Source organism: Massilia scottii (genome assembly GCF_030846495.1).
Classification (GTDB): domain Bacteria; phylum Pseudomonadota; class Gammaproteobacteria; order Burkholderiales; family Burkholderiaceae_D; genus Telluria_A; species Telluria_A violaceinigra.
In genome coordinates this window covers 418,712-442,953 of the sequence record NZ_JAVCWM010000002.1, presented here as the reverse complement: position 1 = coordinate 442,953, position 24,242 = coordinate 418,712, and the positions used below count along the sequence as shown (strand labels likewise).

Annotated in this window: 11 protein-coding genes; 2 read left to right on the top strand and 9 right to left on the bottom strand. The window is 64.6% G+C overall.

Annotated elements, in window-relative coordinates:
• Positions 1 to 126 precede the first annotated feature (126 nt).
• Positions 127 to 831 carry a response regulator transcription factor gene (locus RBA41_RS03925; protein WP_306621240.1) on the top strand — a complete coding sequence of 235 codons (705 nt, stop codon included), beginning with the start codon at positions 127 to 129 and terminating at the stop codon, positions 829 to 831.
• On the opposite strand, the gene RBA41_RS03920 is transcribed toward RBA41_RS03925, so the two are convergent.
• From RBA41_RS03920 to RBA41_RS03905, 4 genes are all read right to left on the bottom strand, one after another.
• Complete coding sequence (locus RBA41_RS03920) at positions 828 to 6,527, bottom strand: alkaline phosphatase D family protein (protein WP_306621238.1); 5,700 nt, start codon at positions 6,525 to 6,527, stop codon at positions 828 to 830. The two genes, RBA41_RS03925 and RBA41_RS03920, sit on opposite strands and share 4 nt — an antisense overlap.
• The gene (locus RBA41_RS03915) at positions 6,505 to 8,271 is read right to left on the bottom strand and encodes an ATP-binding response regulator (protein ID WP_306621236.1); all 1,767 of its coding nucleotides are present in this window, start codon (positions 8,269 to 8,271) and stop codon (positions 6,505 to 6,507) included. Before RBA41_RS03915 ends, RBA41_RS03920 begins: the two co-directional genes overlap by 23 nt.
• A 119-nt stretch (positions 8,272 to 8,390) precedes the next feature.
• A complete protein-coding gene (locus RBA41_RS03910) occupies positions 8,391 to 10,169 on the bottom strand; it encodes an alpha/beta hydrolase (protein WP_306621234.1) in 1,779 nt (592 codons plus the stop codon).
• A 39-nt stretch (positions 10,170 to 10,208) separates the two neighbouring features.
• On the bottom strand, positions 10,209 to 13,628 hold the full coding sequence (locus RBA41_RS03905; protein ID WP_306621232.1) for a CHAT domain-containing protein: 3,420 nt from the start codon (positions 13,626 to 13,628) through the stop codon (positions 10,209 to 10,211).
• A gap of 289 nt (positions 13,629 to 13,917) precedes the next feature.
• Between RBA41_RS03905 and RBA41_RS03900 the strand changes: the two genes are divergently transcribed.
• Complete coding sequence (locus RBA41_RS03900; RefSeq protein WP_306621229.1) at positions 13,918 to 15,723, top strand: DUF4394 domain-containing protein; 1,806 nt, start codon at positions 13,918 to 13,920, stop codon at positions 15,721 to 15,723.
• Between the two features lie 105 nt (positions 15,724 to 15,828).
• On the opposite strand, the gene RBA41_RS03895 is transcribed toward RBA41_RS03900, so the two are convergent.
• The 5 genes from RBA41_RS03895 to RBA41_RS03875 all read right to left on the bottom strand — a co-directional run bounded on the left by RBA41_RS03895 (position 15,829) and on the right by RBA41_RS03875 (position 24,217).
• Positions 15,829 to 16,386 carry a cohesin domain-containing protein gene (locus RBA41_RS03895; RefSeq protein ID WP_306621227.1) on the bottom strand — a complete coding sequence of 186 codons (558 nt, stop codon included), beginning with the start codon at positions 16,384 to 16,386 and terminating at the stop codon, positions 15,829 to 15,831.
• A gap of 80 nt (positions 16,387 to 16,466) precedes the next feature.
• The gene (locus RBA41_RS03890) at positions 16,467 to 19,259 is read right to left on the bottom strand and encodes a reprolysin-like metallopeptidase (protein WP_306621225.1); all 2,793 of its coding nucleotides are present in this window, start codon (positions 19,257 to 19,259) and stop codon (positions 16,467 to 16,469) included.
• Between the two features lie 511 nt (positions 19,260 to 19,770).
• Positions 19,771 to 20,991: a DUF1302 domain-containing protein gene (locus tag RBA41_RS03885; RefSeq protein WP_306621223.1), complete on the bottom strand. Its 1,221-nt coding sequence runs from the start codon at positions 20,989 to 20,991 to the stop codon at positions 19,771 to 19,773.
• Entirely contained in the window at positions 20,988 to 21,794 is an 807-nt protein-coding gene (locus RBA41_RS03880; protein WP_306621221.1) for an outer membrane lipoprotein-sorting protein, read from the bottom strand. Before RBA41_RS03880 ends, RBA41_RS03885 begins: the two co-directional genes overlap by 4 nt.
• The gene (locus RBA41_RS03875) at positions 21,791 to 24,217 is read right to left on the bottom strand and encodes an efflux RND transporter permease subunit (RefSeq protein ID WP_306621219.1); all 2,427 of its coding nucleotides are present in this window, start codon (positions 24,215 to 24,217) and stop codon (positions 21,791 to 21,793) included. Before RBA41_RS03875 ends, RBA41_RS03880 begins: the two co-directional genes overlap by 4 nt.
• Positions 24,218 to 24,242 lie beyond the last annotated feature (25 nt).

Below are 24,242 nucleotides of genomic sequence, written 5' to 3'. Positions count from 1 at the left end.
TCCGAATGGCCAGTCCGAGGGCCCATTCCGGAAGCACAATGTGCTAGCCTTACAGGGTCAACTGGCCATGTGGCCAGGGTGCCGGACACAGCAATAGTCCAGGCGATTTCTTCAAAGGAGCCAGTCGTGCGCTTGCTGCTTGTCGATGACCACAAGATGTTCACGGAAAGCCTGACAATGGCGCTGGACCGCCTGCAGAAGGGCAACACCCTGTTTGTCGCGCAAAGCCGTGAGGAGGCGCTGGAGTACGCCAGCGCCGGCCAGCGCTTCGAGGTGATCTTGCTCGACCTGCACATGCCCGGCAACGACGGCATGGACAACCTGGCCATCCTGCGCAAGACCTACGATACGGCCTGCATCGTGATCGTCTCCGGCGAGACCGATCCCCGCATCGTGTTCCAGACCATCGATCATGGCGCAGCCGGCTATGTGTGCAAGGCGTCCGACCTGCAAACCCTGCTTGAGGCGCTGGACACCGTGCTGCACGGCGGCGTTGCGCTGCCGAGCAAACTGCCGCGCCCGCAAATTCAGGGCGCGCAGCCGGCACCGCGCCCGCCGCCCCCGCACAATCCGGTGCTCGATGCGCTCTCGCCGCGCCAGAGGCAAGCCCTGTTCAGCGCCATCCGGGGTCAAAGCAACAAGGTAATTGCCCGCGAAATGCAGGTGACCACGAGCACGGTCAAACATCACCTGGCCATTGCGTTCAAGGTGCTTGGCGTGCTCAACCGCACGGCGGCGGTGTACGAGGCGAACCGCCTGCAACTGTTTCCCGACATGCAGTCGTGCCAAGCGAGCGCCCGCCCGCCGGAGCACAGCCGCAGCGCCTGCTAAGGCGGGGCACGGTCGAAACTGCAGTCGATGTTCCAGCGGCCGGCGCGCTGTTCGGCCGTCACGAGCGCGAAACCATCGCCTTTTGCATAGGTCACCTCCACCACTGTGCAGCCGAACTGCCCGGGAAACGCTCCGGCCGGATCGGCGAAGCTGAAGGTCTCACCGCTGTCGGCCAGGTCCTCCGGTATCGAATTGGCGAACGGATAAGGCGCGTACAGGGCTGAACTGTGAAACGATCGCACGGTGACCGCCGGCTTCGTGCCCGGCGGCTGGATCAGCAAGGTCGCATTGCAGGAAAGGTGTTCGTCGCCGGACAGGAACACCACGTTGCCGATGCCATGGCCGCCGATGTGGGCCAGCAGCCGCTGCATCGACGCCGGGTAGCCGTCCCAGGCGTCGGAGCGCAGGCAGTGCGCGCCCGGGCCGCCGTGGACCGCGCGCAGCCGGCGCGGCACCAGGATCGATGGCGATGCAATGAATTTCGGCCGGTCCGCATCGGCCTCGTGCTGGGCCAGCAGCCAGCCGAGCAGCAGTGTGAACTGGCGCTCGCTCATGATGGACGCGCTGCCGGCCGTGCTCGCGGAACGCGCCGTGCGCTCGGTGCGGGTGTCGGCGATGAAGAAGGCGAAGCCATGCAGGGGCGTCCCCGTCTCCAGGCTGTGCGGGGCTTGCGCCGTCCCCAGCGACGGCACCAGCGCGTTCGTGCGCTGAAACTGCAGGTAGCCCGAGCGGCCCGCCGTCAGGTTGGGGTCGACCCGCCGCGCATGGGCCAGCGGTTCCCAGTTATCCATGATCTCGTGATCGTCCAGCATCATGAAGGTGGGCAGGCGCCGCATGACCGACTTGACGTGCTTGTTCGCAAACAGCTTCTCATAGGGCCGGACATAGCGGTCGTCCAGCGCGCTCGGATCGAACAGGCCGGCCGTGGCGTCGCTGTAGATCTGGTCGCCCAGCAGGAGCAGGAAGGCGGGCGCCGTGCCGTCATCGTCGTCGAGCCGTCCGGCCAGGCGCTGGAAGGAAGCGAACGCCGGCCCCTGGTCGAGCAGACCGGCCGGATACTGGCAGCTGCCCATGGCAAAGCACACGCGCGATGGATCCCTGCCGGCGGCCCCGGTGCCGAAACTGACCAGGCCCGGCGCCAGCTTCCCCACCTTGCTGGCCGCCAGTTCGCGTTCGATGTTGCGGGTGATGTCGTCGAAAATCTTGTCGACGAAATCGAGCAGTGCGGCGAGGATCGCCGCCAGCGCGAGCGGGTTGCCCGGCAGGATGGGCGGCGCGGCCATGGCGCGCCGGTCTCGCAGCAGGCCCATCAGTTCCCTGCCGCGCAAGGAAGGATGATGGAACTGCGGCGACGCATCGCTATCGAAGAAGGTGGGTTTTTCGTCATAGAAAAGCAGCATCAGCAAGCCGTCCGGGCCGCCCGGTGCGGCGGCCGTCGGCGGCACCGGCGCGAACTGCATCCAGCCATGCTCGTCGCCGGCGCCGGCATACAGCTGCAAGCCGCGCAACAGCGCCTCCCTGGGAGCCTCGCCCGGCGTTCCGGACCATATGCGATAGTGTTCGCCATCCGTCGTGACCGGAATGAAGGCGACCAGCACCGCCCGCGTGTACGCCGGGTCCGATCCAGCCCCGACCTGGAAGCCGTTCGGCGTGTCGAGGCTGGTGCGCACCGGCCCGCTCCAGGGCGTGCGCAGCGACCAGCGGTCGGGACCGGGCGCATCGCTCATCTTGTAATCCGCCAGCGAGGTCGTTTCCGGCCCCAGGAATGCGTCCACGGCCGCGAACACCTTGTGCGCGTCGCGCCCGATAAAGCAGTCCTGGTGGCCGAATCCCTCCATCGGCCGGGTGACGTAGGCGAAAAAGGTGTCCTTGAACATGGCGTCCATGCGGCCCAGGGTGGCCGGGTCGGACAAGCCGTTGTCCATGCCATGCACACTCATGGTATCGAATTTCCAGCGCTTCTTGATGTCTTCGCGTGACACATAGACGTTGCGCCCGGCGCGGTTGGTGATGGTTTTCAGGCGCGCGAAATGCATGGCCTGCGACACCGTCTCGATACTCAGCGGGCCGAAAAAGTCGTCGATATGATCTAGCACCGGCCGGTCCACATTGCACAGGCTGAAGTCGCGTCCGTACAGCGCATCCATCCGGTGGCGCGTGCGCACGAAATCGGCCTTGCCCCATGGCCACCACGGATTTTCCAGGTGGAATTCTTCCATCGGGTACGGCGTCGTGGCCAGCAGGCGGTCGATGAGTTCGTCCATGAGGCCCGGTTCGCCCTCGACCCGGAACGCGAAACCGCGCAGCGGCAACAGCTGGCGCAGGAAACCGAGCAGATAGGCCCGGAAAATATTGGCCTGGCTGAACACCACCAGCGGCCCCACCTGCGACAGCACCAGGCCCCGGATGCTGTTGCTCATCGCCAGCCGCTCCGCCGCGAAGCGCTCGCCTGCGCGCGGCTCGGCCAGGATGGCCATGCTGATCATGGCCGCGCCCATGCAGTGGGCGACCACGTCGACATAGCCGGCGGCGCTGGCGCGGCAGATATGCGCGATCGCGGCCGGAATGTCGGCATGCGCCGCATCCTCGAACGTCCAGGGATGGCGCGCGTGCGGCATGCCGCTGCTGGTGCGCAGGTCGACGATCCAGACGTCGCGCTTGCGCTTCCACAGGTAGCTGGCCAGGTTCGGCTTGACCACGGGATGGGCGAAGGTGGTACCACTGGCGCTGTAGCCGTGGATCATGACCACGGGTGGATAATCCATATGGACTTCGTCGCACCGGTAGCGCGTCAGGCGCACATGCACCGGCGTGCCGTCCGCGAGCTGGTCGACTTCAATCTCGGTGATTTCCGGACGCGGCAATCCATCGATGATGCCCGGCAGGCGCGCCGGCACGCGCATCGGCGTCGCATCGGGCTTGCGCAGGCTCCACATGTGGATGCTGAGCAGCAGGCGCAGCAGGTAGGCACCGAGCGACACCACATCGGCCAGCGCGGCCGGCTGGTCCTGCTGCCCCAGGATGCGAAACAGCGCCACGTTTTCGCGCACCAGGAAATTGGTGTCGAGCTCCAGTTCGGGCCGGGTGCCTGCTCTCAGGCAGGGAAAGGAGTCGACCTCCATGCGCATGAGCTGGTTCCACGGGTTCGAGGCACGGGCGTAGGTGAAGCGCTTGGTGCCGAGAATGCACTGACCGCTGAACTTGTTCGCGTCCAGGCGCAAATCGGCCACGTCGCTTGCGCCGATATCGATGGCGTACTCGAACAGGCGCACTTCCCCGGCGTGCGACGCGAGGGCCATGGCGTTGTCGTAGCGCGTGCGCAAGTCGCCCAGCAACTGGCGCGCCGTCTCGCGCGTGAACGACAGGCTGCCCTGCGACCAGCGCTCGGCGCCCCACTGCCAGGTGTCGCGCAAGCCCCGGTTGAGCAGCCAGGGCAGCACACTGTTCGAGCGGCGCTGCGCCGGCGTGGATGCTTCGCGGTGGAAGAAATGCAGCGTTCCCGCCACGGCGGCCTTGAGCAATGGACGCGGCGGCGTTTCGCCCGGCACTTCCCGCCGCAGCTTCCAGTCGTCCCACTGGGTGGCGTCGAACAGTTCGAGCATGCTCGCCGCGGGATCGATCTGCAATGCGCGCTTGATCGGCACCGCCTGGCCAGCCGTCGGCAGCACCAGGCTGGCCAGGTCGATGGCGGAAAAATGCAGGCTCAGCTCGATCATGCAGTGCAGTTTGACGCCGTGGCGGTCGACCAGCGTTGCCGGGCCGGACATGCGCTCGATGAACTGGGCCGTGGTCGGGCGTGGTGTCTCCGGTGCCTGTTCGGCCCGGAAGCGCGGCCGGGTCACCGGCAACGGCGCGGCGGCCGGCGGCGTATCCCACTCCCATTTCTGTTTCAGCTTGTCGATCGCGCGCAGCGCCAGCGCCGTGATGGTCAGCGCCGGATTGACGCCGAGCGCGTCGGGGAGGATGGCGCCGTCGAGTACCATCAGGCCTTCGTGCACGGTGTCGTCATCGCCGGTCAGCGCGCGGAACACCTCGCCGCAATCGTTGACCACGCCCTTATCCACACTCGGGCCGATAGCGCAGCCGCCCAGCGGATGCACTGTCAACAAGGGCCCGCGCCGGTTCGAGAGCAGGAATTCCATCGATTCGGGCAGCATTTTCCACAGCGGGTTCGGGAGGATGGTCCCGTTCGGGCCGGGCCCGGGATTGCCGCTATTCGCCACACCACCGAGTGCCCGCACCTGGTGCTGGAACAGGCCATGGTCGCGCAGCCCCGGCCAGCGTACCCGAATCGCGCCGTCGCCGCTGTCGTCATCCTTGCCGCCGACCAGTTCGAGCCATCCGCCGGCGCCATCGTCCCCCATCACGGCCAGCAGCGCACTGCGCCCCAGCCGGTCGCGGTCGACCGCGCACGGGTCGCGCTCGCCGGGCAGGCCGGTGTGAACGCTGGCGTCGAGCCGGCCGAGTTCATGCAGGGTGTTGGCGGTGGTGGCCATTTCCTCGAACAGGCGGCGCAACGGTCCCGGCACCGCCATGTCCTCGATCAGCAGGTCCGAGGGCGTGCCGGGCAGGTCGACCATGCCGGTGATGGTCGGCCCAACCTGGCGCTCGCGCGGGGGTGTGGCTTCGTCCGCCACGCCGTTGACAGGATCGGGGCCATCGTACGCGACCGCGATCATGTCGCCGTTGCTGGAAAACTTTTGGCCGATCTTCGATGAGAACCTGAGCTCGTCGCTCTGGGAGCGCAGCAGGATTTCGGTGGAGCCGAAGGTGCCGGCCGCCAGGATCAGCTTGCGCGCACGAATCTTGTACGGCAAGTCGCGCCGCGCGCGCAGTTTGGCGTCGGTGTAGTTGACGTGGACGCACCAGGCGCCCAGCCTGGCGTCGCGCTCGATGCGCAGCACCGTGGCCCCGGTGTACAGCTTCGCACCCTGTTTCCATGCCTTGTACAGCAGGTTGGTGTCGAGCGACTCCTTGGCGTTCAGGTTGCAGCCGGTGGCGCAGTCGCCGCACATGGCGCAGGCGGACAAGCCCACGCCGCCGGCGCTGGCGCGCTCGCGCATGGCGACCGTGATGGGGGCCGGGCTGAACACGCCATCGCCCGGTTGCAGCCGGCCGGCCATCTTGCGCAGGGCCTCGTATTTGGCCGGAGGCGGCCCGGCGTGCTTCTCGATCGTATTCGCCTCGCCGCCGACCTGCGCGCCGAGCGCATCGAGCGCCCTGACGAAGTACGGTTCCAGGTCGCCCACCAGCGCGGCCAATTTCTTGAGCGGGGCCCCACGCGGGCGCACCATGACGCCCGCGTTGATCAGCGATCCGCCACCCAGGCCATTGGCGACCAGCGCGCTGACATCGCCGCCCACGCGCACATCGAACAAGCCCTCGCGCTCGCCGGTCGGCGCGGCCCCGTTCGGCATGCTGACACGCACGTGGCCGGCCAGCTCGCTCATACGGCCGGGGAAGGATCCCGGCAGGTATTCCTTGCCGCGTTCGAGCACCCAGACCGTTACCGGCTTGCCATCCTTGACGCTGCCGGCCAGCCCGGCCGCGGCCACCGCGCCGCCGTAGCCGCTGCCGACGATCAGCACGTCGACGTCGATCGCCGGCTCGCCCTCCTCTTTCAGCGTGGAAAACAGATGTTCGACGCCTTGCGAGAGCCATGCCGGCGCCCGTTTACCGCTGTTCGTCTGATCCATGGCAAGCGCTCGCTTGAAGTGCGCTCGTGTCGCTCAGAGCTTGCCTGAGGACATCTGCAGCGACGGGTTTGTGTAGCAATGGGAGGCCGGCGCTGTTGGCTTCGCGCAGGCGGTCGGGCGCGGTGTCGCCGCTGATCAGGATAGCGGGCAGCGCCGGGTACAGCTGGCGCAGCGCCGCCACGGTGGCCAGGCCGTTGTCGCCGTCGCGCAGGCGAAAGTCGACCAGCAGCAGATCCGGACAGTGTTGCGCAACCGCCGCAAGGGCTTCGGCGGTGCTGCCGGCCAGCGTCACTTGCGCGCCCAGTCCGTGCAGCAGCGCTTGCATGCCGGCGCGGACCGAGGCATCGTCGTCGACCACCAGGACGTGCCGGCCGGGAATCGGCGCGGCGGGCGCAGCTGCGGGGCGCGCGCCGGCGGCTTGCTGGCCGGACTGCTCGCATACCAGGTAAAAGCTGGTGCCAGCGCCGGGGAATGACACCATTTCGAGGCGCATCCGCAGCAGGTCCGCCAGGCGGCGCACGATCGACAGGCCGAGGCCAAGGCCCTTGCTCTGGTCGCGCTCGGAGTTGCCGATCTGATAAAACTCCTCGAACACGCGATCGTGCTCGGCGAGGGGAATGCCGCTGCCGCTGTCCACCACCGCCATGACCACCTGGCCGCCCTGCCCGCTCAGGCTCAGGCTGACCGAGCCCTGCGTGGTGTACTTGATCGCGTTGTCGACCAGGTTGCACACCAGCCGGCCCAGCAGCACCTCGTCGGTCACGATCAGGGGTGCGCAGTCGCACTCGAGCGTCAGCTGCAAGCCCCGCGCCTGCGCCGCGGGCAGATATTCGTCGTACACGCAAGCAAGAAAAGGCGCCAGCTCCAGTTCCGCCGGGCGGACCTGGACGATACCGGCGTCGAGCCTGGAGACGTCGAGCAAGGCATCGAGCTGGCCCGACAAGGTTTGGATCGCCTGCCCCATGTGACGCGCGATGTCGCGGCTGTCGTCATCGAGCGGCTGCATGGCGAGTGCGCCGGCGAACAGGGATAGCGCGTGCACCGGCTGGCGCAGGTCGTGGCTGGCCGAGGCCAGGAAGCGGGTCTTGGCGCGGTTGGCCGCTTCGGCCGCGCTCAGGGCAAGGTTGAGCTGCGCGTTCAGGCTGGCCTGCTGCAGGCGGATCTCGAACGATTCGCGAAACAGGCGGAACGAGTCGCTGGCCAGGGCAATCAGCACCGCACCGAACAGCGTCAGGATGAGCGCGGTGGCGCCGCCGACCCAGCCGCCATGGCCCATCAGCGCCCACTGGGCCACCAGCGGCGCCATCACCGGCAGCAGGAACGCGAGAAACACCGGGCGATAGCCGGCGGTGGTGGCAACCGAGCCGGCGCACAGTCCCACCAGCAGCAGGGACTGGATGGCGCGCTGGAATTCGGGCAGCGCCGTGAAAAACAGCAGCGACAGCGCGTGCGTGCAGCCGTTCAGGGCGCTCAGCGCGATACAGATCTGAAGACGGCGCGCGTCGCTCAGGTCGGCCAGCGCCGGCAGGCGGCCCAGGATGAGCCAGCGGGCCACCAGCACCAGCGCCACCAGCAGCAGCCAGGCGCCGAGGTACACGCTGGGGACGCGTCCCCACGCCAGCGCGGCGATCATGACGGCGCCGAGGAAGACCGGGATGGGCACGCGCCGGCCCTGGCGCGCGAGCAGGCGGAGAAGCTCGGCTTCGAGGCTGTGTGCGGTTGCAACCCTGACTTCTGAAGTCATCCAAGCCACCCTTTGGCGAACGCATCACAGACGCAGCGGCGCCCCCGGCGGCGCGAATTTCATGACATTACAGCAAGCCGTTTGAAAAGCCAACTGGCCAATTGGCCAACCGGCCGGCGCTAGTTCGTCGGCAGCATGCCTTTAAGGATCGAACTGGCCTGCTTCGCCAGCGGGCCGGCAGTGCTATCGAGCTGCGCCGCCGCCTTTGCCGTATCCTGCAGGCGCCGGTAATACAAGGTTGCCATGCCGAAGGCACCGGAGCTGCAGTTTACCTGCGGGTCGTAGCGCCATCCTCCGGTCTGTGCCTGCAGCACGCAGCGCCTGGTTGCCGGGACGCGTAACCACAACAAGGCCCTCAAGTCATCCTTGGCCAGTTGGGCGAAGTTGCGGTGTCCCAGCCAATCCGCTTGCGCCTTGGACGCATCGACCACGTCCAGATACGGGTGTGACTTTACACCGCCATCGCGGTCGCCAGCGCGGCGTAAATTATCGCTATTGAACAGTCCTGCGCGAATCAACTCCGACAGACTGAGAGGAATGTCGCTCCCTGCCGTGTATAGCGTCATTCTGCTCGCCTGGCTAAAGGTCTTGCCGACCATCGTTTCGAACTCATTGCTTTCCACGTCGGGCGAGGCAAAGATCACACTATCGAAGCGCCGCTTGTCACCGCTGGAGGGCAAGAGCTGCAACGCGTCGAGCAGCAACCGGTTGCCCATCGAGTGAGCGATTACGTAGACGCTCTTTGCACCAACCGAGCTGGACACGTCGGCCAGCAATTCTTTAAGGGCATCCTTATTGATCAGCGCATTCGATTCATCCATGTCTGCGACGTACTTGAGTACATTCTTCTTGGAGGGCCAGGCGTACGAGACGACGCTGCCGTCGATTTCCAGATCGACAGCCAGCATGCCCGCTGTTTCCATGCCATCCTGGAACGATTGATTGAAACCGTGGATGTAGACGAGCGATTCCTTGCGGGCAGAGGCGTTCATTTTCTCTGTGATGGCCTTGAGGAAGCCTGCCCTGCCGTCATAAAGGGAAATCTCCTTCAGAATCACATGGCGGTTCGGATCGGTGCTGAAGTCCAGCTTGAGGATGGATGCGTGCGGAATCGTGCCGCTTTCGCGCTGGCGCGGCACGCTGACGTAGGAAACGCCATAGCTGCTTGCGCCGGCGCGCTGCGTGCCGAAATACGCTTGGGGATCGTCGTTACCCGTTTTCTTGCGGGTAGTCTGGAAAAAGACTGGAACCAGTTGATAGGGCTTCGATTCAATCGCGGGCGGAGCGCTCGCCAAGACGCTGATACCCCGGATCGATGCTGGCGCCACCTTCTTCAGGTATTCCGCCTTCTTCTTCAATTGATCGGCGCGGGCAGGATTGCCTTTCGCTGCGTAGCTTTGGCCCAGATCGCGCATGACAAAACGGCTGGCCGGGTCATCGGCACCATAAACGATCTCGGAGACGCGCAGCGCGTCGGTCAGCAGAGTGACGGCACGGGCACGCTCCTGGTAGTGCAAGCACACGCGCGCAGCCAGGCGCAAGACGGGGATTACCCTGGCGCTGTCCCTTCCGTAGAGTTCACGTGCGTCTTCAACAACCGCTATCGATAGCGCCAGCGCGGCCTCTTTATGATCTTGCGTTTCATTGTTCAAGTAGCGCTCGAGGACGTCCTGTTTCAGCCCGAGCACCACGTCTCGCTCGTCCTGGTTTTTTGGCTCCGCCGTCAAGATGATGTGCATCAGGGTAGCGGTAGGCACCTCACCGTCTTTGATATTGTGCTTGATGAGGATATCCGACACTGTTGGTGCGGCCTGGGCCAGACACATGCCACTAAAAAACAGAGCGGCGGCAGCTTGCCGTACGTATGTATTCGCATTCCTGCTACGGGATGTGCTCATGCGATGTTCTCCTTAATGTAAAGAACGCTAACCTCAGCTTCAGCGGCCCGAACCGACCAGCGTAAATTGGGACCAATACGCAGGATGGGCCCACACATATCGATCGCCCTCGGCACATGCCATGGAATCGTTTGCGCAACGGACATCGGCTGCGGCCATCTGCAACGCCATGGCACTGGACTTCTTGCCGTCCCTGACATACTGAAGGAAGTGCACCGCGAAGTCTTCCGCGACGGCCGGATCAACCGGCAAATTGGTGGCCACCACTGAATCGGCGCCTGCGAAGAAAAATGCATTGACCAGTCCTGCATACGGCTGCGCATTGTCTATCGTGCGGCCACCCGCCGTCTCGCATGCAAGCAGCATGATCAGCCTGAGCGACAGTTTCATCGACATCACCTTCGTTGGATCGAGAAAATCGGCGAGGTCAGGCTGGCTTGTGGGCGCCAGCAAAATGGCCGGCTCCTGCGTTCCGTATTTTGCGCTCTCGCCGGCCGCCAGTGCGTGGGAGTTGATCAAGGCGATATCCGCACGCGACAGAATTCCACGATTGCCGGCCGCGAGCAAGCCTCCATAGCTGGCTTGGGCGCGCAGCAGAGGCGCCGGATCGCCGGGCTTGCGGACCCTGTTGAGCAAGCGGGCGGTGTCGGGCATCGGCGATAGACGAAGGTCGATCAGCATCTGCGCGGCCACCTCCGGGTCGCCGACGCCGAGTAAACTGGGCGTTTCCCGATTGCTTACGGCGGCGGTTTTAAGCAGCGAATGCACTGAGGGAAGCGAGACGAAGGCGAGCTTGTCTCCGAGCCACTGCAACCGGCGGTATGTCGAGAAGTCAACGGCCGACTGGGCCGGCGGTGTCGATGTGACCAGCGCGGAGAATGGAATCAGGGCCAGATCTTCACCTGCCACCAGATACACCGTGCGCACGCCAGCGAGCCAAGCCTCGATGGGTTTGAACAATTGCTTGTAGAGCTGCCAGGCGATGTCGGCGCGATAAGGGGGAGGCAAGCGTGTACTCTGCCGCGAGAGAAAATTGGTACTTGCCTGCAGTTCGGCCACGGCACTTTTCATCCCCTTGCGCGGGATGCTGGCCGACCGCACTCTGGCGGAATCTTCCCGCACGACGACCGATACCAGCCTGCCGTCGAACAGGGTCAACAGCATGGCCGCGTCGCCTGCTTTTAGCATCTTTTTTACTTCATCCAGCGTGGCAATACTTTGATTCCTGAGTTGCGCATAGGTTGCGAATTCTTCCGGATAATTCATCATGCTCGACAGCATTGGTTCCAGGCCGCCAGCCTGGTCCGCGGAGATCAGCTTTACCATTTCCGATAAGTTATAGTGCTTGGCCGACGCGTTGAACTGGTCGGTAAGTCGTGCCATGCCAATTTCCGCCCCCTGGATACTGTTGCGAACATCGCTGCTGGCAAAGACGGATCGGGCTGTCGCGGACGATATGCCGTTGTGCGCCTGCATGATGGACGCTGCCTGCAACAGCACGAAGTCCTCGTTGTTGATCACCTTGCCGTGCTGCTGAAACATCCCGCTGTCCGACAGCAAGGCGAAAATGGACGCATTCAGGGTTTGGCGCTCCTTGCTGCCTTTGTTGACGAAATCGTAGCCCAGGCGCTCGACGATTTCTGGACGCGCGAGCAAGCATTTGGCCGCCTTGGCAAGTCGCGCGTGCGCATTTTTATCGCCTGCGAATACCTTGCTGTAGTCAGGCCAGCTCGAGATAAAATCCGAAGGCAGGAAAGCTTGATGTTTCTCGTTCCTGCTGGATGTTTCTGCGAGCAGTTCGCGAGCCTCGTATTCCATGATCGAACGGACCGCCGCTATCGGCATCCGTTCGCCCATTCTCAGGCCGATCCTCATTTCGATCTTACTTAATAGATACTGGTTGGCGGACATGACCGGATTCGCGGCCTCGTTCGGCACGAAGCTTGCGGCTGAGTGGCAACTTGAAAGAACGTTCAAGGGCGCTGGCCCGGCATCAATTTGTGGCGGGCTGAATGCGGGGTTGCTCCGTATTTTCTTTGCGAGTTCGCGCGCCTCTTTCAGCCTGTTGGCGCCGTACAGCGCGCCAACCTTCATGAGATCGACGGGAACGAGGTCGCTATCAGCCTCGTTTTCTGCGGCGTGCGCGGCCATTAAATCGCGTATGCCGTTTATCGCTGTCACTAATGCGTCGTAATCATTCAGTGCGATGGAACTCAAATAGGCGCCGACGATTAACACTGATGCCCAGTCCTCTTCGGCGAATTCCTCATCCCTGGCCTCTGCCATCGCTGTTGCAATCCGGGGGAAGTTCTTGCCGTCAGCTCGCGCGATCCAGTAGCCTACGGCTTGGGCTTGCATCACGCCGGCCGCCATCCTCTCCATCTCGTCGAATTCCCAATTTCCTTCATCGCCATCGATCAAGCTGTCCATGTTGGGTATGTGGGATCTCAGTTCCACAAGCGCTTTTTTCCTCCTTTCTGTCTCTGTTCCGGCCACCGCACTCATGGACATGGTTGCCAGCCGCAGTCGCCGATGCTCACCGAGTGCTTTATCCAGCTGCCGCAGCGTAGCGCCATAGGCGGCGGTATCACCGAGCCGGTAATAGTTGAAGGCCGTCTGCGTTATGACAGTGAAGCATATAAAACTGAAATTTTCCGCGTCAGCGCAGTACTTTGCCAGGTACATGCTGCCGAGGCGATTGGCAAGCGCGTAGTTGTTGCCGTAGAACGCGTACAGGCGATAATAGTCGTACGCCGGCCCCTTGGCTTCAAGCAGGTAAGACATGATCTGCGTATCGAGCGACTCGTCGGAGATTCGCCCGCTTCGGTGCAATGTCCCCAGCATCTGGTACAACATTGCCCCGGTTTTGGCTGCCATATATCGATTGGCGAAGGCTTCGCCGGCTATCTGAGCACGTTCATTTTTCAGCTCATCGGCAATATCGTCCAGGGTCTCGCCGCTGATGGGCTGCCCCTCCTTGGCGGCTGGAGGCGCTTTGGTTGGAGCTGTCTTCGCCAAGGCCAGCAGATCGTCGAGAATTTTCATGCCCTGCGAAACCAATTCGGGCGCAACGAAAAACTCCATTCCCATGTTCAGCTCAGCGGAACGAAGCCGGGCGCGCATGCCAGGTTCGTTGATGACTGCCGCGTACACTTCCGGTTCGTATTCGATCAGCCCACCGAGCGCATAGCCGGCGTTTTGAATGTCCCGTTCCGTGAGGGCAGGAATTTTTGAAAATTTCTCGAGCCTGGTCCGCAGGCGCCCGATGGCATTGCGCCGATCGCTATCGGGCGCGTAGCCTGGAATACCCTCCGTATGAAGCTTCCCGGCTGCCGCCTCGATGTTCGCCGCAACGTCCATGGCAAGCGCACGAAACTCGGCGTACTTGTCCGGCTCTGTGGAAGCGCGCGCTGTAAAGGCAAACATGAGCAAAAGAAACGGGAGTGCAATACGCCACATTTTTTCTCCAATTCAGGAGTCGCGTTCATCCTGACGCCAGTCTTGATACCCAAGAAACTATCGAACTGCAACGATTTCAACAATAGACCGCGATGCTGTGTGCGGTTGCGGTCATGGATTCTGAAGCGATCCAAGCCACCCTTTAGCGAACGCATCGCATTTGCAGCCGCGTCCCCAGCGACGCGGAGCTTAGACATTACAGCAGGCCATTCGAGAAGCCAACTGGCCAATAGGCCAAGCCGTTCGGCCAGCCCAGCGGCGTTGCGCTCGCCTTCCGAGCATATGTGAAATGCGTCGTTCTGTTAACGACAAGCACAACCGGCAAGCTGGCCACGCGCTCGGCGCCACGCCGCTGGGGCCTGAAAAGTCGGTGAATCTGGCGCTCGGCGCGGTTGCGCGGCTGGGGCCGGTCAGCCTGACGGTCGATGCCTACCGGATCAAGATTCGCGACCGCATCGTGCTCAGTGAAAACCTGACGCAAGCCAACGTGCGCCAGTTCCTCAGCGCGCGCGGCTACGCCGGCGTGGGCGGCGGGCGCTTCTTCATCAACGGCGTGGACTCGACCACCAGCGGGGTGGATGTGGTGGCCAATTGGCCGCTGCGCAGCACCGCCGGCCGGATCGTCTCGCTCAACGCCGACAATGCCCTGCGCACCAACGTCGCCATGTCGGGCTTGCAGACGTCGGAAACCATCGTGGGCATCGATTTCCGTGCGGTCGACGGCCAACTGTACGGCGTTGGCAGCAGCGGACGCATTTACACGATCGCCCCGTCGACCGGCGCGGCGGCCGTCAGGTCGACCATCGTGGCCGACCCGGGCGACACCAGCGCGCCCTTCACTGCCCTGCGCGGCGCCGACTTCGCAGTCGACTTCAACCCGGCGGCCGACCGCTTGCGCGTGGTCGGCGACACCGGCCAGAACCTGCGCATCAACGTCGACAGCGGCGCCGCCACCAGCGATGGCGACATCAACGGCGGCCCGGCCACGGCGAAGATCACTTCGGCCGCCTACACCAACGGGTTTGCCGGCACCGCCAGCACCACGCTGTTCGTCATCGACGCCGCCAGCGCCATGCTCTACACCCAGGCCCCGCCCAACAATGACACCCTGAGCGCACCTGTTGCGCTGGGCGTGCCGGCAACCGCCGTCGGCGGCTTCGACATCGACGCCCGCACCAACCGCGGCCTGGCCGCGCTGACCGTGGGCGGCAAGACGGGGCTGTACACGATCAACCTGGGCGCCAGCGCGAATGCCGCGACGCTGCTCGCCGCGCTCGACCTGACCGACAGCGTCAAGGGCCTGGCACTGCGTACGCCGAAGGTGCCGGTCGTGTTCGGCCTGACCGATGGCGCGCGCCTGGTGTCGTTCAAGGCCGCCACCCCGGCCAAGTTCGACACCGACGTCGCCATCACGGGCCTGAACAGCGGTGAAAAGCTGCTCGGATTCGATATCCGTCCAAAAGACGGCCTGCTGTATGGTATCTCGTCGGCCGGCCGCATCATGACGATCGACACCACCAGCGGCGTCGCCACCGCCAGGGCCACGCTCGCCGCCGACGTCGCCGATCTCACGCTACCCTTCAGCATCATCTCGGGCAGCGAGTTTGCGGTTGACTTCAATCCGGTGGCCGACCGCCTGCGCGTGATCAGCAATGCCGGCCAGAGCCTGCGCATCAACGTCGATACGGGCGCCACGACCACCGACGGCAGCATCAACCGGGCTGGCGCCAATCCGGTGGTCACTGCGGGTGCCTACACCAACAGCTTCGCCGGCACCAGCGCGACGATGCTGTTCGTGGCCGATACCGGCAGCGACAACCTGGCGCTGCAAAACCCGCCGAACGATGGCACCTTGACCAATATCGGCGCTTTCGGTGTCGATGTGCTTGGCGACGCAAGCATGGATATCGCGGGCGGCGCCAACGGCCTGGTGCTGGCGGCCTTGCGTAGCACGGCCAGCGGCCCGAACACGCTGTACCGGGTCGATCTGGCAACGGGAGCGGCAGTGCCGGTGAATGGCGCGGCGAATGCGGCGGCCTCGGTGATCGGCAGCGGTGGCGCTGCCGTGGTCGATATCGCGATATCGTTGAAGTAAGCTGGTCGCATCACGACAGCGCAGGGAACACGGCAATGTGATCCTGCGCATGCCTCTGTCGTGATGCATTGTCAATGCCGGCGGTTACCCCGCCGGCACGATGAATCAGGCGCGCGCGCCCAACTGGCGGCGCCGCATCGCGCCCAGCGCCAACAGGCCGACGCCCATCATCATGTAGGTTGCCGGCTCCGGCACGACCTGGACCGAACCGTTATCGGCCGTCACCACGATCTCGTTCTGGTTGGAGTCGAGGAACAGCACGTCGGAGAAGGTCAGCGCCGCACTGCCCGCGGCGAGCGTATCGAAACTGATGTGCGCCAGGTCGCCGCTGCCGAAGGCGCCCGCACCCGCCCCGAGGCGCGTGTTGAACACGAACGAAATCAGGCCGGTCGCGTTGTCGATCGCGCTGACGCCGCTGGATGTCGGGCCTGCGGTGCCCAGGAACGCACCCTCGGTAACGCTGTTCGCCTTGAGCAAGGCCGAATCGAAGGTGAGCGTGAACTGGTAGCCGTACAGGTCCGCCACGTCGGAAATTCTCACGGCGAGGTCCACCGTCGAGCCCACCGTGGCCGGCGAGGCGCTCAGCGACAGCGTTGGAAGTGCAAAAGCCTGCGTACTGGCGGCCAGCAGCATGGCAGCCAGGCATTTCTTCAAAATCGTCATCTTGTTTATCCTATTACCCCGAAGGGCGTGTTGTACGGTAACAGCCGGCCGGATGCGCACACCCGGCCGGCCGCGTTTGGTTAATTGCAGGCGGTGCCGTTCGGCAGGCGCTGTGCTACGTAAGTCAGGTCGCGTGCGTTGACGACGCCGTCGGCATTCGCGTCGGCCCGGACGTCAAAGCCCGGCTGGCCGGTGCGCTTGCCGATCGAGGCCTTGACGATGGCCAGGTCGGCGCAATCGGCGGTGCCGTCGTTGTTCAAGTCACCCGCCACACGGATCGCAAAATCCGCGTTCGAGACGTCGAAGAACACGTTGCCCACCGCTTCCACCTTGATCCGCGCCGCTTTCGTCGTCACCGACGGCAAGGTGACGCTGGCGCTGCCATTGTTCGGCACACCTTCGGCCAGCTGGTGCGGCCAGGTTTTGCCGCCGTCGAGCGACAGCGCAATGTTCACACTGGCCGTGTTCACTGGCGCCACGTTGGTGTTGGCGACGTTCCAGGTGACCTTCTGCACCGAGCCCGAATCGAGCACCACCGCCGTGTCGAACGACGTGACCAGGAACGGTCCGGTATTCGCCGCCAGCACCAGGCTGGTGCTGGCGCTGCTGACGCCGCCCTTGCCATCGCGTGCCGTGAGCCTGAAGTTCAGCGACGCCGGCGAGGCGTTGGTACCGGCCAGGCCCACGTAATCGGCGGTCGGCAGGAACTCCGAGTAGCAGTCGATATCGGCCACGCTCGGCGGCGTCGCGGCAGCGGCGCAGGCGCCCGTGACCGCATTGGTGTTGTTGGCCAGGATCTGCACCATGTCAGGGAACACCCGCGTCGGATCGGCCGTCGTGTGGTTCTCGCCCGCCGAGTTGTATTCGAGCGAGTCGGCTTTGGACACGACTGCGCGCGTGCCGAACTGGCGGAACAGCGGGCCATTGAGCTTGACGTTGTTGGTCAAGCCGGTCCCGCTGGAAGCGCCGCGGTCGTTCTGCTCCCACATGTAGGTGATCAGGTCGCCATCGGCATCGGTCGCGTTGCCCGTCAGCGCGAACGGCGTACGCAGGGGGATCGTGTAGCCGGTCGGCACCGTGACGACAGGGGCGATGTTGCCCGCCGCCGACACGGAGCCGCCGCGCGTGGTCAAGCCGCCCTTGGCGACTTCACCAACCAGGCCGCTGCAGCCATCCGTGCATTCGACCAGCTGGAGCGAGGCGACATTGGTGCCCGCAAGCGAACCGTTGAACGTCACGGTAAACGCCGTGTCGGACAGTGCGCTGACCGACACCGCGGCGCCGGCTGGCCAGTTGGGGCTGCCTTCGATCGCGGCCTTGACACCGGCGGTGGTGTAATTGGTGCCGCGCACGACAGGCGCCGACAGGTTGCCGTTGACGTTGATCCGGAATTGCTGGCCTGCCTTGTTGAACCCCCTCATTGCCACAAACTGGACTTCATTGAGGTTCGATTCGGCGCTGGAGGTGTAGGCCACGATTTCGTCGAAGCTGCGCTGCGACCAGTACGGGTCGCTGTGCGGCTGCAGATTGTCGGTGCTGCAAATGCCGGCATACGCCATGATCGACGAGCCGCTGCCCACTTCCACCGAGGTGCCGCCATTGCGGTTGCCGCCGCTGCAATTGGCGGTGACGCCGTTGAAGGTGTGGTTGCCGGCAAACTGGTGACCCAGTTCGTGCGCCACGTAGTCGACCGCGAACGCGTCGCCGACCGGGTCGGGCACGCCGGTGCAGCCCTGGGCCTTGGCGTTGCCGCCGACGACGCCAAGACTGGCGATGCCGCCGCCGTTCAGGCCAAACGCAATGTGGCCGATGTCGAAGTTGCTGGCCCCCGCCAGCAGGCCGGTGACGACGCGGGTGCGCGACAGGGTCGAACTGGCGCAGCCTTCGGACTGCGCGACGGTATAGCACGCCGCCGCGCCGCACGGGCCGTCGACGCCGGTCATCTGGGCGTCGCTATCGAGGTTCAGTGCGTCGGTGGCGTCGATCAGCACCATGCGGATCGAGGTTTCATCCTCGTAGACCTGGCTGACGCGGTTGATCAGCGTGACCTTGGCGGCCGTGACGTTGGCCGGGCCGCCGAAGTGCTTGGCGTAGCTCGGGTCGGTGACCAGTGCCAGCCGGTAGGTGCGCAACTGGTCGCCGACGGCCGCATTGGGCGCCATGTCGCCGTCCACCACGCGGAACGGGGCGGCGCTGGTGGTCTTGCCGTCGGTCGCGCTGACCTCGAACGCGCCGCTGCGGCCGGCGGGCAAGCTGAAGGTGACCGCGCCCTTGCTGTCGGCCGTGACCGCAACGCTGTGCAAGGTGGCCGCTTCGCCTTCGCCGCGCACGCTCAGGTTAACCGTCGCCCCCGGCACAAAGCCGGAACCGCGCACCTCGACCGCGCCGCCCTCCTTGTAAAAGGAATGCGACAGCGCCAGTTGCGATCCGGCCAGCGCACCCTCGATCAGCGGGCCATGCGAGTTGATCAGGTCGACGCGGTTGTAGCTGGCGTACAGGCTCGTATCGAGGTGGTAGTACGGGTCCACATACCAGCCGCCATTGGCCGAACGCACCGAGGCGTGCAGGCCGAGCGGCGTGATGTCCATGCGCAGGGTGGCGCTCGGATCGTCGATGCCGCGGCCCTTGTAGGTCTTGATATCCGGGTGCTTGGCGGCCAGGCCGGGTTCCATGATGGGCGACTCGACCAGCGTGAAACGCTGGTAGCCGCCATCCGGGTGCGGCAGCGAAATCGTCTGGGTGCTGGCAAGCGCGCTGCTGCCGCGTTCGAGCGGGGCACCGGCGACCAGCGACTGCATGCCGGCCGCGTCCAGCGTGGCGCCACGGAAGCGCTTGAGCTTCAGGGACGGCGTGCGGGCGCTGGTGGCGCTCATCCGTTCAGCGGAAACGGCAGCGTCCTGCCAGTACGGCGCGGCACGCTGGGTGGACGCCGGAACTGTGGCGGAAGCGCCGGCCGCGGCAGCCTGCGCGAACGGCGCGGCGGCAAAGGCAAGGGCAATACATACGGCAAGAGACGACTTCTTGCATACGGCACTACGCGGATGTTGCAATCCGCCGGTATTGAACGGATTCCGAGGCTTCATTGTCATGCGGTGCCCTTTCGCGGCTTGTGAGGTTCGATTCTTTCGGTGAGATTTCTTCCTGTACTTTTTCCGGCTGGCGTGCTTTTTCTTCAGGAAAGCACTGCCCTGGTCCTGCTGCAACGAATGCAACGAAACCCCGGTAATAATATTGTCATATTTCCACTTTGCACAAGAATAATTAATTGCTTGATGCAAAGTAAGCAGACGGGGAGATGCCAGGCGGCAGAAAGCGTCTGACTTTGTATGCGCAGGGCATGAAAGTGTCGGCAGCGGCCCGCGCCGGGGCCGCACCGATGCCGGTTCAATGGAAGTAGCGCAGCTCGACGAACATTCCCCGCAGGCTACGGTTGCTGCCGAAATAGCTTGCCGGCCTGCCCACGAACAGGTCGCCGCCCACGCTCAGGCGCAGGTCGTCGCGCAGCGCGTAGGCCAGCAAGGGCCGCCAGTAACTGGTGCGCGGCTGAAAGTAGCCGTAGGCGAGCAATTCGGCTTCCAGGGTGCCGTTCAGCCATTTCTTGCCTATCCGCATGGTGGCGCCGAACTTGCGATCGCGTTCCTGATGAAAGCTGATCGCGTTGACGCCGGCAACGGCGCGGCGCTGCCCGTCGACGATGCCGGCCACGTCGTCCAGGTTGCCGTTCTGCTGGACGATCAGTTGCACATTGACGTTCAGGTCCTCGTCGAAATTGCGGTCGAGGCCAGTCACCAGGGTCCAGTTGGCGCCCGCCCCGCCCGGCTGCGCGGGATCGTCGCGCAGCACGCGCGCCAGTTCGCCACGCCAGCCGTAGCGGCCCAGGTTCACCGCCGCATCGGCCCCGAACACGCGGATGTTGGGGTAGTGCAGGATCACGCTGCCCGGCCCGGCACCGGCCTGCCACTCCGGCGCCAGCTGGTAGCCGCGATAATAGCTGAGCGACCAGTCCAGCCTGTCGCCGCGCCGGTCGAATTTGAGGCCCAGCGGCCAGCGCCCCCGGTCGGGCTGGCGATCCTCGAAAACCAGCGCGCCGGTGTCGGGCAGCGGCAGGCGGCTCGGCCGAAACGTCGGGCTCAGAAACAGGCTGACGGTGTCCTGCGGGGCCGGGAAATAATTGACCAGCAGGGCCGCCACGCCCTCGCGCTGGTCTTTCTCGTACGGCGACTGCACCCGAAAGTTCCTGGGTGTGAGGTTATCGGTCGGATTGACTCCGTCCGCCCTGCCCCACGCGACAATCTGCTTGCCCAGCTTGACGTCGACATGCTCGCCGTGCCACAGCGCGAACGCCTCGATCAGGTCGGCATTGGCCGCGCTGTCCCCGCCTTGCGGCGCGCCCAGCCTCGGCCGGGTCAGGCGCAGCAGCGCCTTGCCGCTCGCGCGCTCGCCCCAGGTGGGCTCGATCTGCAGGTCGGCCGTGGCACCGGTGGCGCCGCGCAGGTGATCGAGCCGCAGCACGGCGCTGGGCTGGAGCTGCGCGCCGGCCGCGCGGCACGCCGCAACCGGACCGCACAGCATGGCGATCAACGCACCGCATGCCGCGCCCCTCATCGCACCTCAAGCGCGCGGGTGGAAAACATCTGCGGCGTCACGCTGAAGGCGGTGTCGATCGTATCGAGCGATATCAGGGTCTTGTGGCCGGTCTGGACGTTGACCATCTCGCGGCTTTGCGCGAGCCAGCGGCCCTTGTCCGGCTCGACCAGCTTGGGCTGGCGCGCGTGCTGCACCTTGAGCAGCTTGCCGGCCAGGTCGTAATACTCGACCTTCGCTTCGAGCGCGTTATCCTTGCGCAGCCAGCTCAGCTTCTTGCTGTAGCCGCTGTCCTCGCGCACCTTGTCCGACGCCGGCACCGATTCGATCAGCACGCACTCCTGGCCCTCCACCGCCTCGCTGCGCACCTGCGTGTGGCGCCACGCGTCCACCCGCGGCGGCAGCATTTCGCCGTAACTGAAGTCCGAGCCCATGAAGCTGTCCTTCTTGTTGTTGGCGACCAGGCGCCGCACCTTTTGCAGGGCTGGCAGGTAGATCCACAGGTCGTCGTCGCCATCGGCATGCTCGACTTCGAGAAAGGCCGTGCCCTTGATATCCTGCGGATGCTGGAAGCGCACCACCAGGCTCGAATCGATGCCGTTCTTTTGCAGCTGCGAAACGGTATCCATCTTGCGCACGCGCTGCTTGCCGTCGGGCGCGACCAGGTTCATGGTCATCTGCGACTTCATCGCGCCGATCTTCGACACGTAGAAATTCTTCTCCATCATGTCGTGGGCCGTGTCGGCCCGGGCCGGCAGCAAGGCGCAGGCGATGGCCGCGCCCAGCGCGGCTCGCCGAAAGGAAAATGGCAGGGTAGGTTTCATGCGAGCTGCTCCTTGGTAAGCTGGGGCCGCGCCCCGAAAATGAAGCGCGGCTTGAAGACCATCATCATCGAGCGCAGGAACACCAGCGCGCACACACTGCTGACCGTCATGGTGACGATCACCATCAGGGCGAAGCGGATATAGAACGCGAAGCCGGTGCCGAGCAGGACGGAATAACCGCCGGCGATGGCCAGGGCCACCAGCACGATCGCCTTGCCGGATGTCATGAGCGAGGTGCGGGTTGCGCGCGCCAGGTCGCCGTCGCGCCGGAATTCCTCGCGGAAGCGGAACAGCAGATAAATCTCGTAATCGGCGCCGACCCCGATCGCCATCGACGCCGTGGTCGAGGTGCCCATGTCGAGGGGAATGCCGAACCAGCCCATCAGGCCCAGGTTGGCCAGGATGATCAGCACCAGCGGAATGGCGACGAACAGGCCGCCCACCACAGAGCGCAGCGCGATGCTGGCAAGGATGAACACGATCACGCTCATCTGGATCATGTTTTGCACCTTGTCGCGCGTCAGCGACTCGTTGATCGCGATGGTTTCCGGCAGCGAGCCGCCGATCGACACCACCACGTCGCGCGGGAAGTGCCGGGCGATGATCGGCTGCGCCATCAGGTACAGCTGCTCGGCCTTCTGGGTACTGTCTTCCTTGAGCAGTACCTGGATCACCGCATGGCGGTAATCGGTGTCGACCACGTTGTCGAGATCCTGCGGCTGGCCGGACATCGAGAACAGCAGCAGGTATTGCGCCACCAGGTCGCGCGTCTCGGGAATCTGGTAGAAGGCCGGGTCGTCGGCATGCATCGCCTGGTTCATCTTCTTGAGCATGTCGGCCAGCGAGGTAGTCTTGCCGACACCCGGCTGGCGGTTCAGGAAGTCCTGCAGTTCGGCCATGCCGCGCAATACCTGCGGGTCCTTGATGGCGTCGTCGCTCTTGCCCTGGACCAGGAAGAACATCGAATTGGTGCCGCCGAAATGGCGGTTCAGGGCGGCGTCGTTGATGCGTACCGCGCTGCCGGCCAGATGGTCGTGGTTCAGGCTATTGTCGACATACAGGCGCGATACGCCCGCCAGCGCCAGTGCGACCAGCACCAGGCCGCCAACCAGGATGCGCCAGGCGTTGCCGTCGAGCAGACGGTCGGCCAGGCGCGCCAGCGCCCGGTCGAGCAGGCTGGGACCGGCCCGCTTGCCGGCGGCCGCCGCCTTGGGCGGCGCGAACGCGGCCCGCATGGCCGGAATCAGGGTCATTTCCAGCACCAGCACCGCGATGATGCCGGAACCGGCGAACACGCCGAAATGGCGCACCACCGACACCTCCGCCAGGGTCAGCGAAAAGAAGGTCACGCTGGCGATCAGGCCGGCGGTGATCATGATCGGCGCGATCCAGGCCAGCGACTTGATCACCGCCGCCCGGTTCAGGTCCTTGTGGGTGTAGTTCTCGACCGTCTTGCCGACCAGGGCCAGGTCGGGCGCCAGCGCCGGGTCGCGCCCGCGCCCGCACAATTCGGCGTACTGCTCGTAGTAGCGCTTGAGGATCTGGATCGCATGGCCGGTGGCCACCGCCATGATCAGGATCGGGGTATTCGTGTTCATCAGGTCCATGTGCACGCCCACCAGCCCCATGAAGCCGAGCGCCCAGATCACGCTGAGCAGCCCCGTGACGAGCGGCAGCAGCATGCCCTGGAAACTGCGGAACGACAGGTACTGCACCAGCATGATGACCAGGAACGCCGCGCCCAGGAACATCGGCAGCTCCATCACATGGCGCTCGGTGGCCGCCAGGTTGACCAGCAGCCCGCCGGCCACGATCTCGGTCTGGGCGTCGCGCTCCTTGTCGATCACGGCCTGGATCTGCTGATAGATCGCCTGGTAGCTCGGTTTGAGCTTGTCCATCTTGAAGTCGGTCAGGATCGCCGCGGCATCGCCCTTGGGCGAAACCAGGGTGTTGACGTACAGCGGATTGGCCAGCACGGCGGCCTTGAGCTGCGCCAGTTGCGCCGGCGTGGTGGGAATGGTCTCCATGATCGGGCGCACCAGCATGCCGTCCGGGCCACCCTCGATCGCCTTGATCTTGCGCGCCGCCAGGCTGATGGTATTGCTCTTGATCGCACCCTGGATCTCTTCGATTCCCTGCTGGATCCGCCGTACCTTGGCCAGTACCTCCGGCTGGTAGATGTCGCCCTGGCGCGGAATGACGCCGATGACCGTGAAGTTGGTGCCGCCGAACAGGTGTTCGAGCTGCTTGGTGGTTTTCACGTAGGGGTGCGCCTGCGGCGCCCACAGGTCGGGGTCCATGTCGAGCTTGAGTTTGCCCAGGTAGCCGGCCAGGAAGACGGTTGTCAGCGCCACCAGCAGCATGACGAGCCAGCGGAAACGGACGATCCACTGGCCGTAACGGATAAACAGGGAAGATGCCATAGTCGGGAACTTTCGCGAGTGCATT

Excerpts from the sequence above, each read along its gene's own strand:
- RBA41_RS03920 (WP_306621238.1), bottom strand. The coding sequence starts at position 6,527 with ATGGATCAGACGAACAGCGGTAAACGGGCGCCGGCATGGCTCTCGCAA.
- RBA41_RS03915 (WP_306621236.1), bottom strand. The coding sequence starts at position 8,271 with ATGACTTCAGAAGTCAGGGTTGCAACCGCACACAGCCTCGAAGCCGAG.
- RBA41_RS03910 (WP_306621234.1), bottom strand. The coding sequence starts at position 10,169 with ATGAGCACATCCCGTAGCAGGAATGCGAATACATACGTACGGCAAGCT.
- RBA41_RS03905 (WP_306621232.1), bottom strand. The coding sequence starts at position 13,628 with ATGTGGCGTATTGCACTCCCGTTTCTTTTGCTCATGTTTGCCTTTACA.
- RBA41_RS03900 (WP_306621229.1), top strand. The coding sequence starts at position 13,918 with ATGCGTCGTTCTGTTAACGACAAGCACAACCGGCAAGCTGGCCACGCG.
- RBA41_RS03895 (WP_306621227.1), bottom strand. The coding sequence starts at position 16,386 with ATGACGATTTTGAAGAAATGCCTGGCTGCCATGCTGCTGGCCGCCAGT.
- RBA41_RS03890 (WP_306621225.1), bottom strand. The coding sequence starts at position 19,259 with ATGAGCGCCACCAGCGCCCGCACGCCGTCCCTGAAGCTCAAGCGCTTC.
- RBA41_RS03885 (WP_306621223.1), bottom strand. The coding sequence starts at position 20,991 with ATGAGGGGCGCGGCATGCGGTGCGTTGATCGCCATGCTGTGCGGTCCG.
- RBA41_RS03880 (WP_306621221.1), bottom strand. The coding sequence starts at position 21,794 with ATGAAACCTACCCTGCCATTTTCCTTTCGGCGAGCCGCGCTGGGCGCG.
- RBA41_RS03875 (WP_306621219.1), bottom strand. The coding sequence starts at position 24,217 with ATGGCATCTTCCCTGTTTATCCGTTACGGCCAGTGGATCGTCCGTTTC.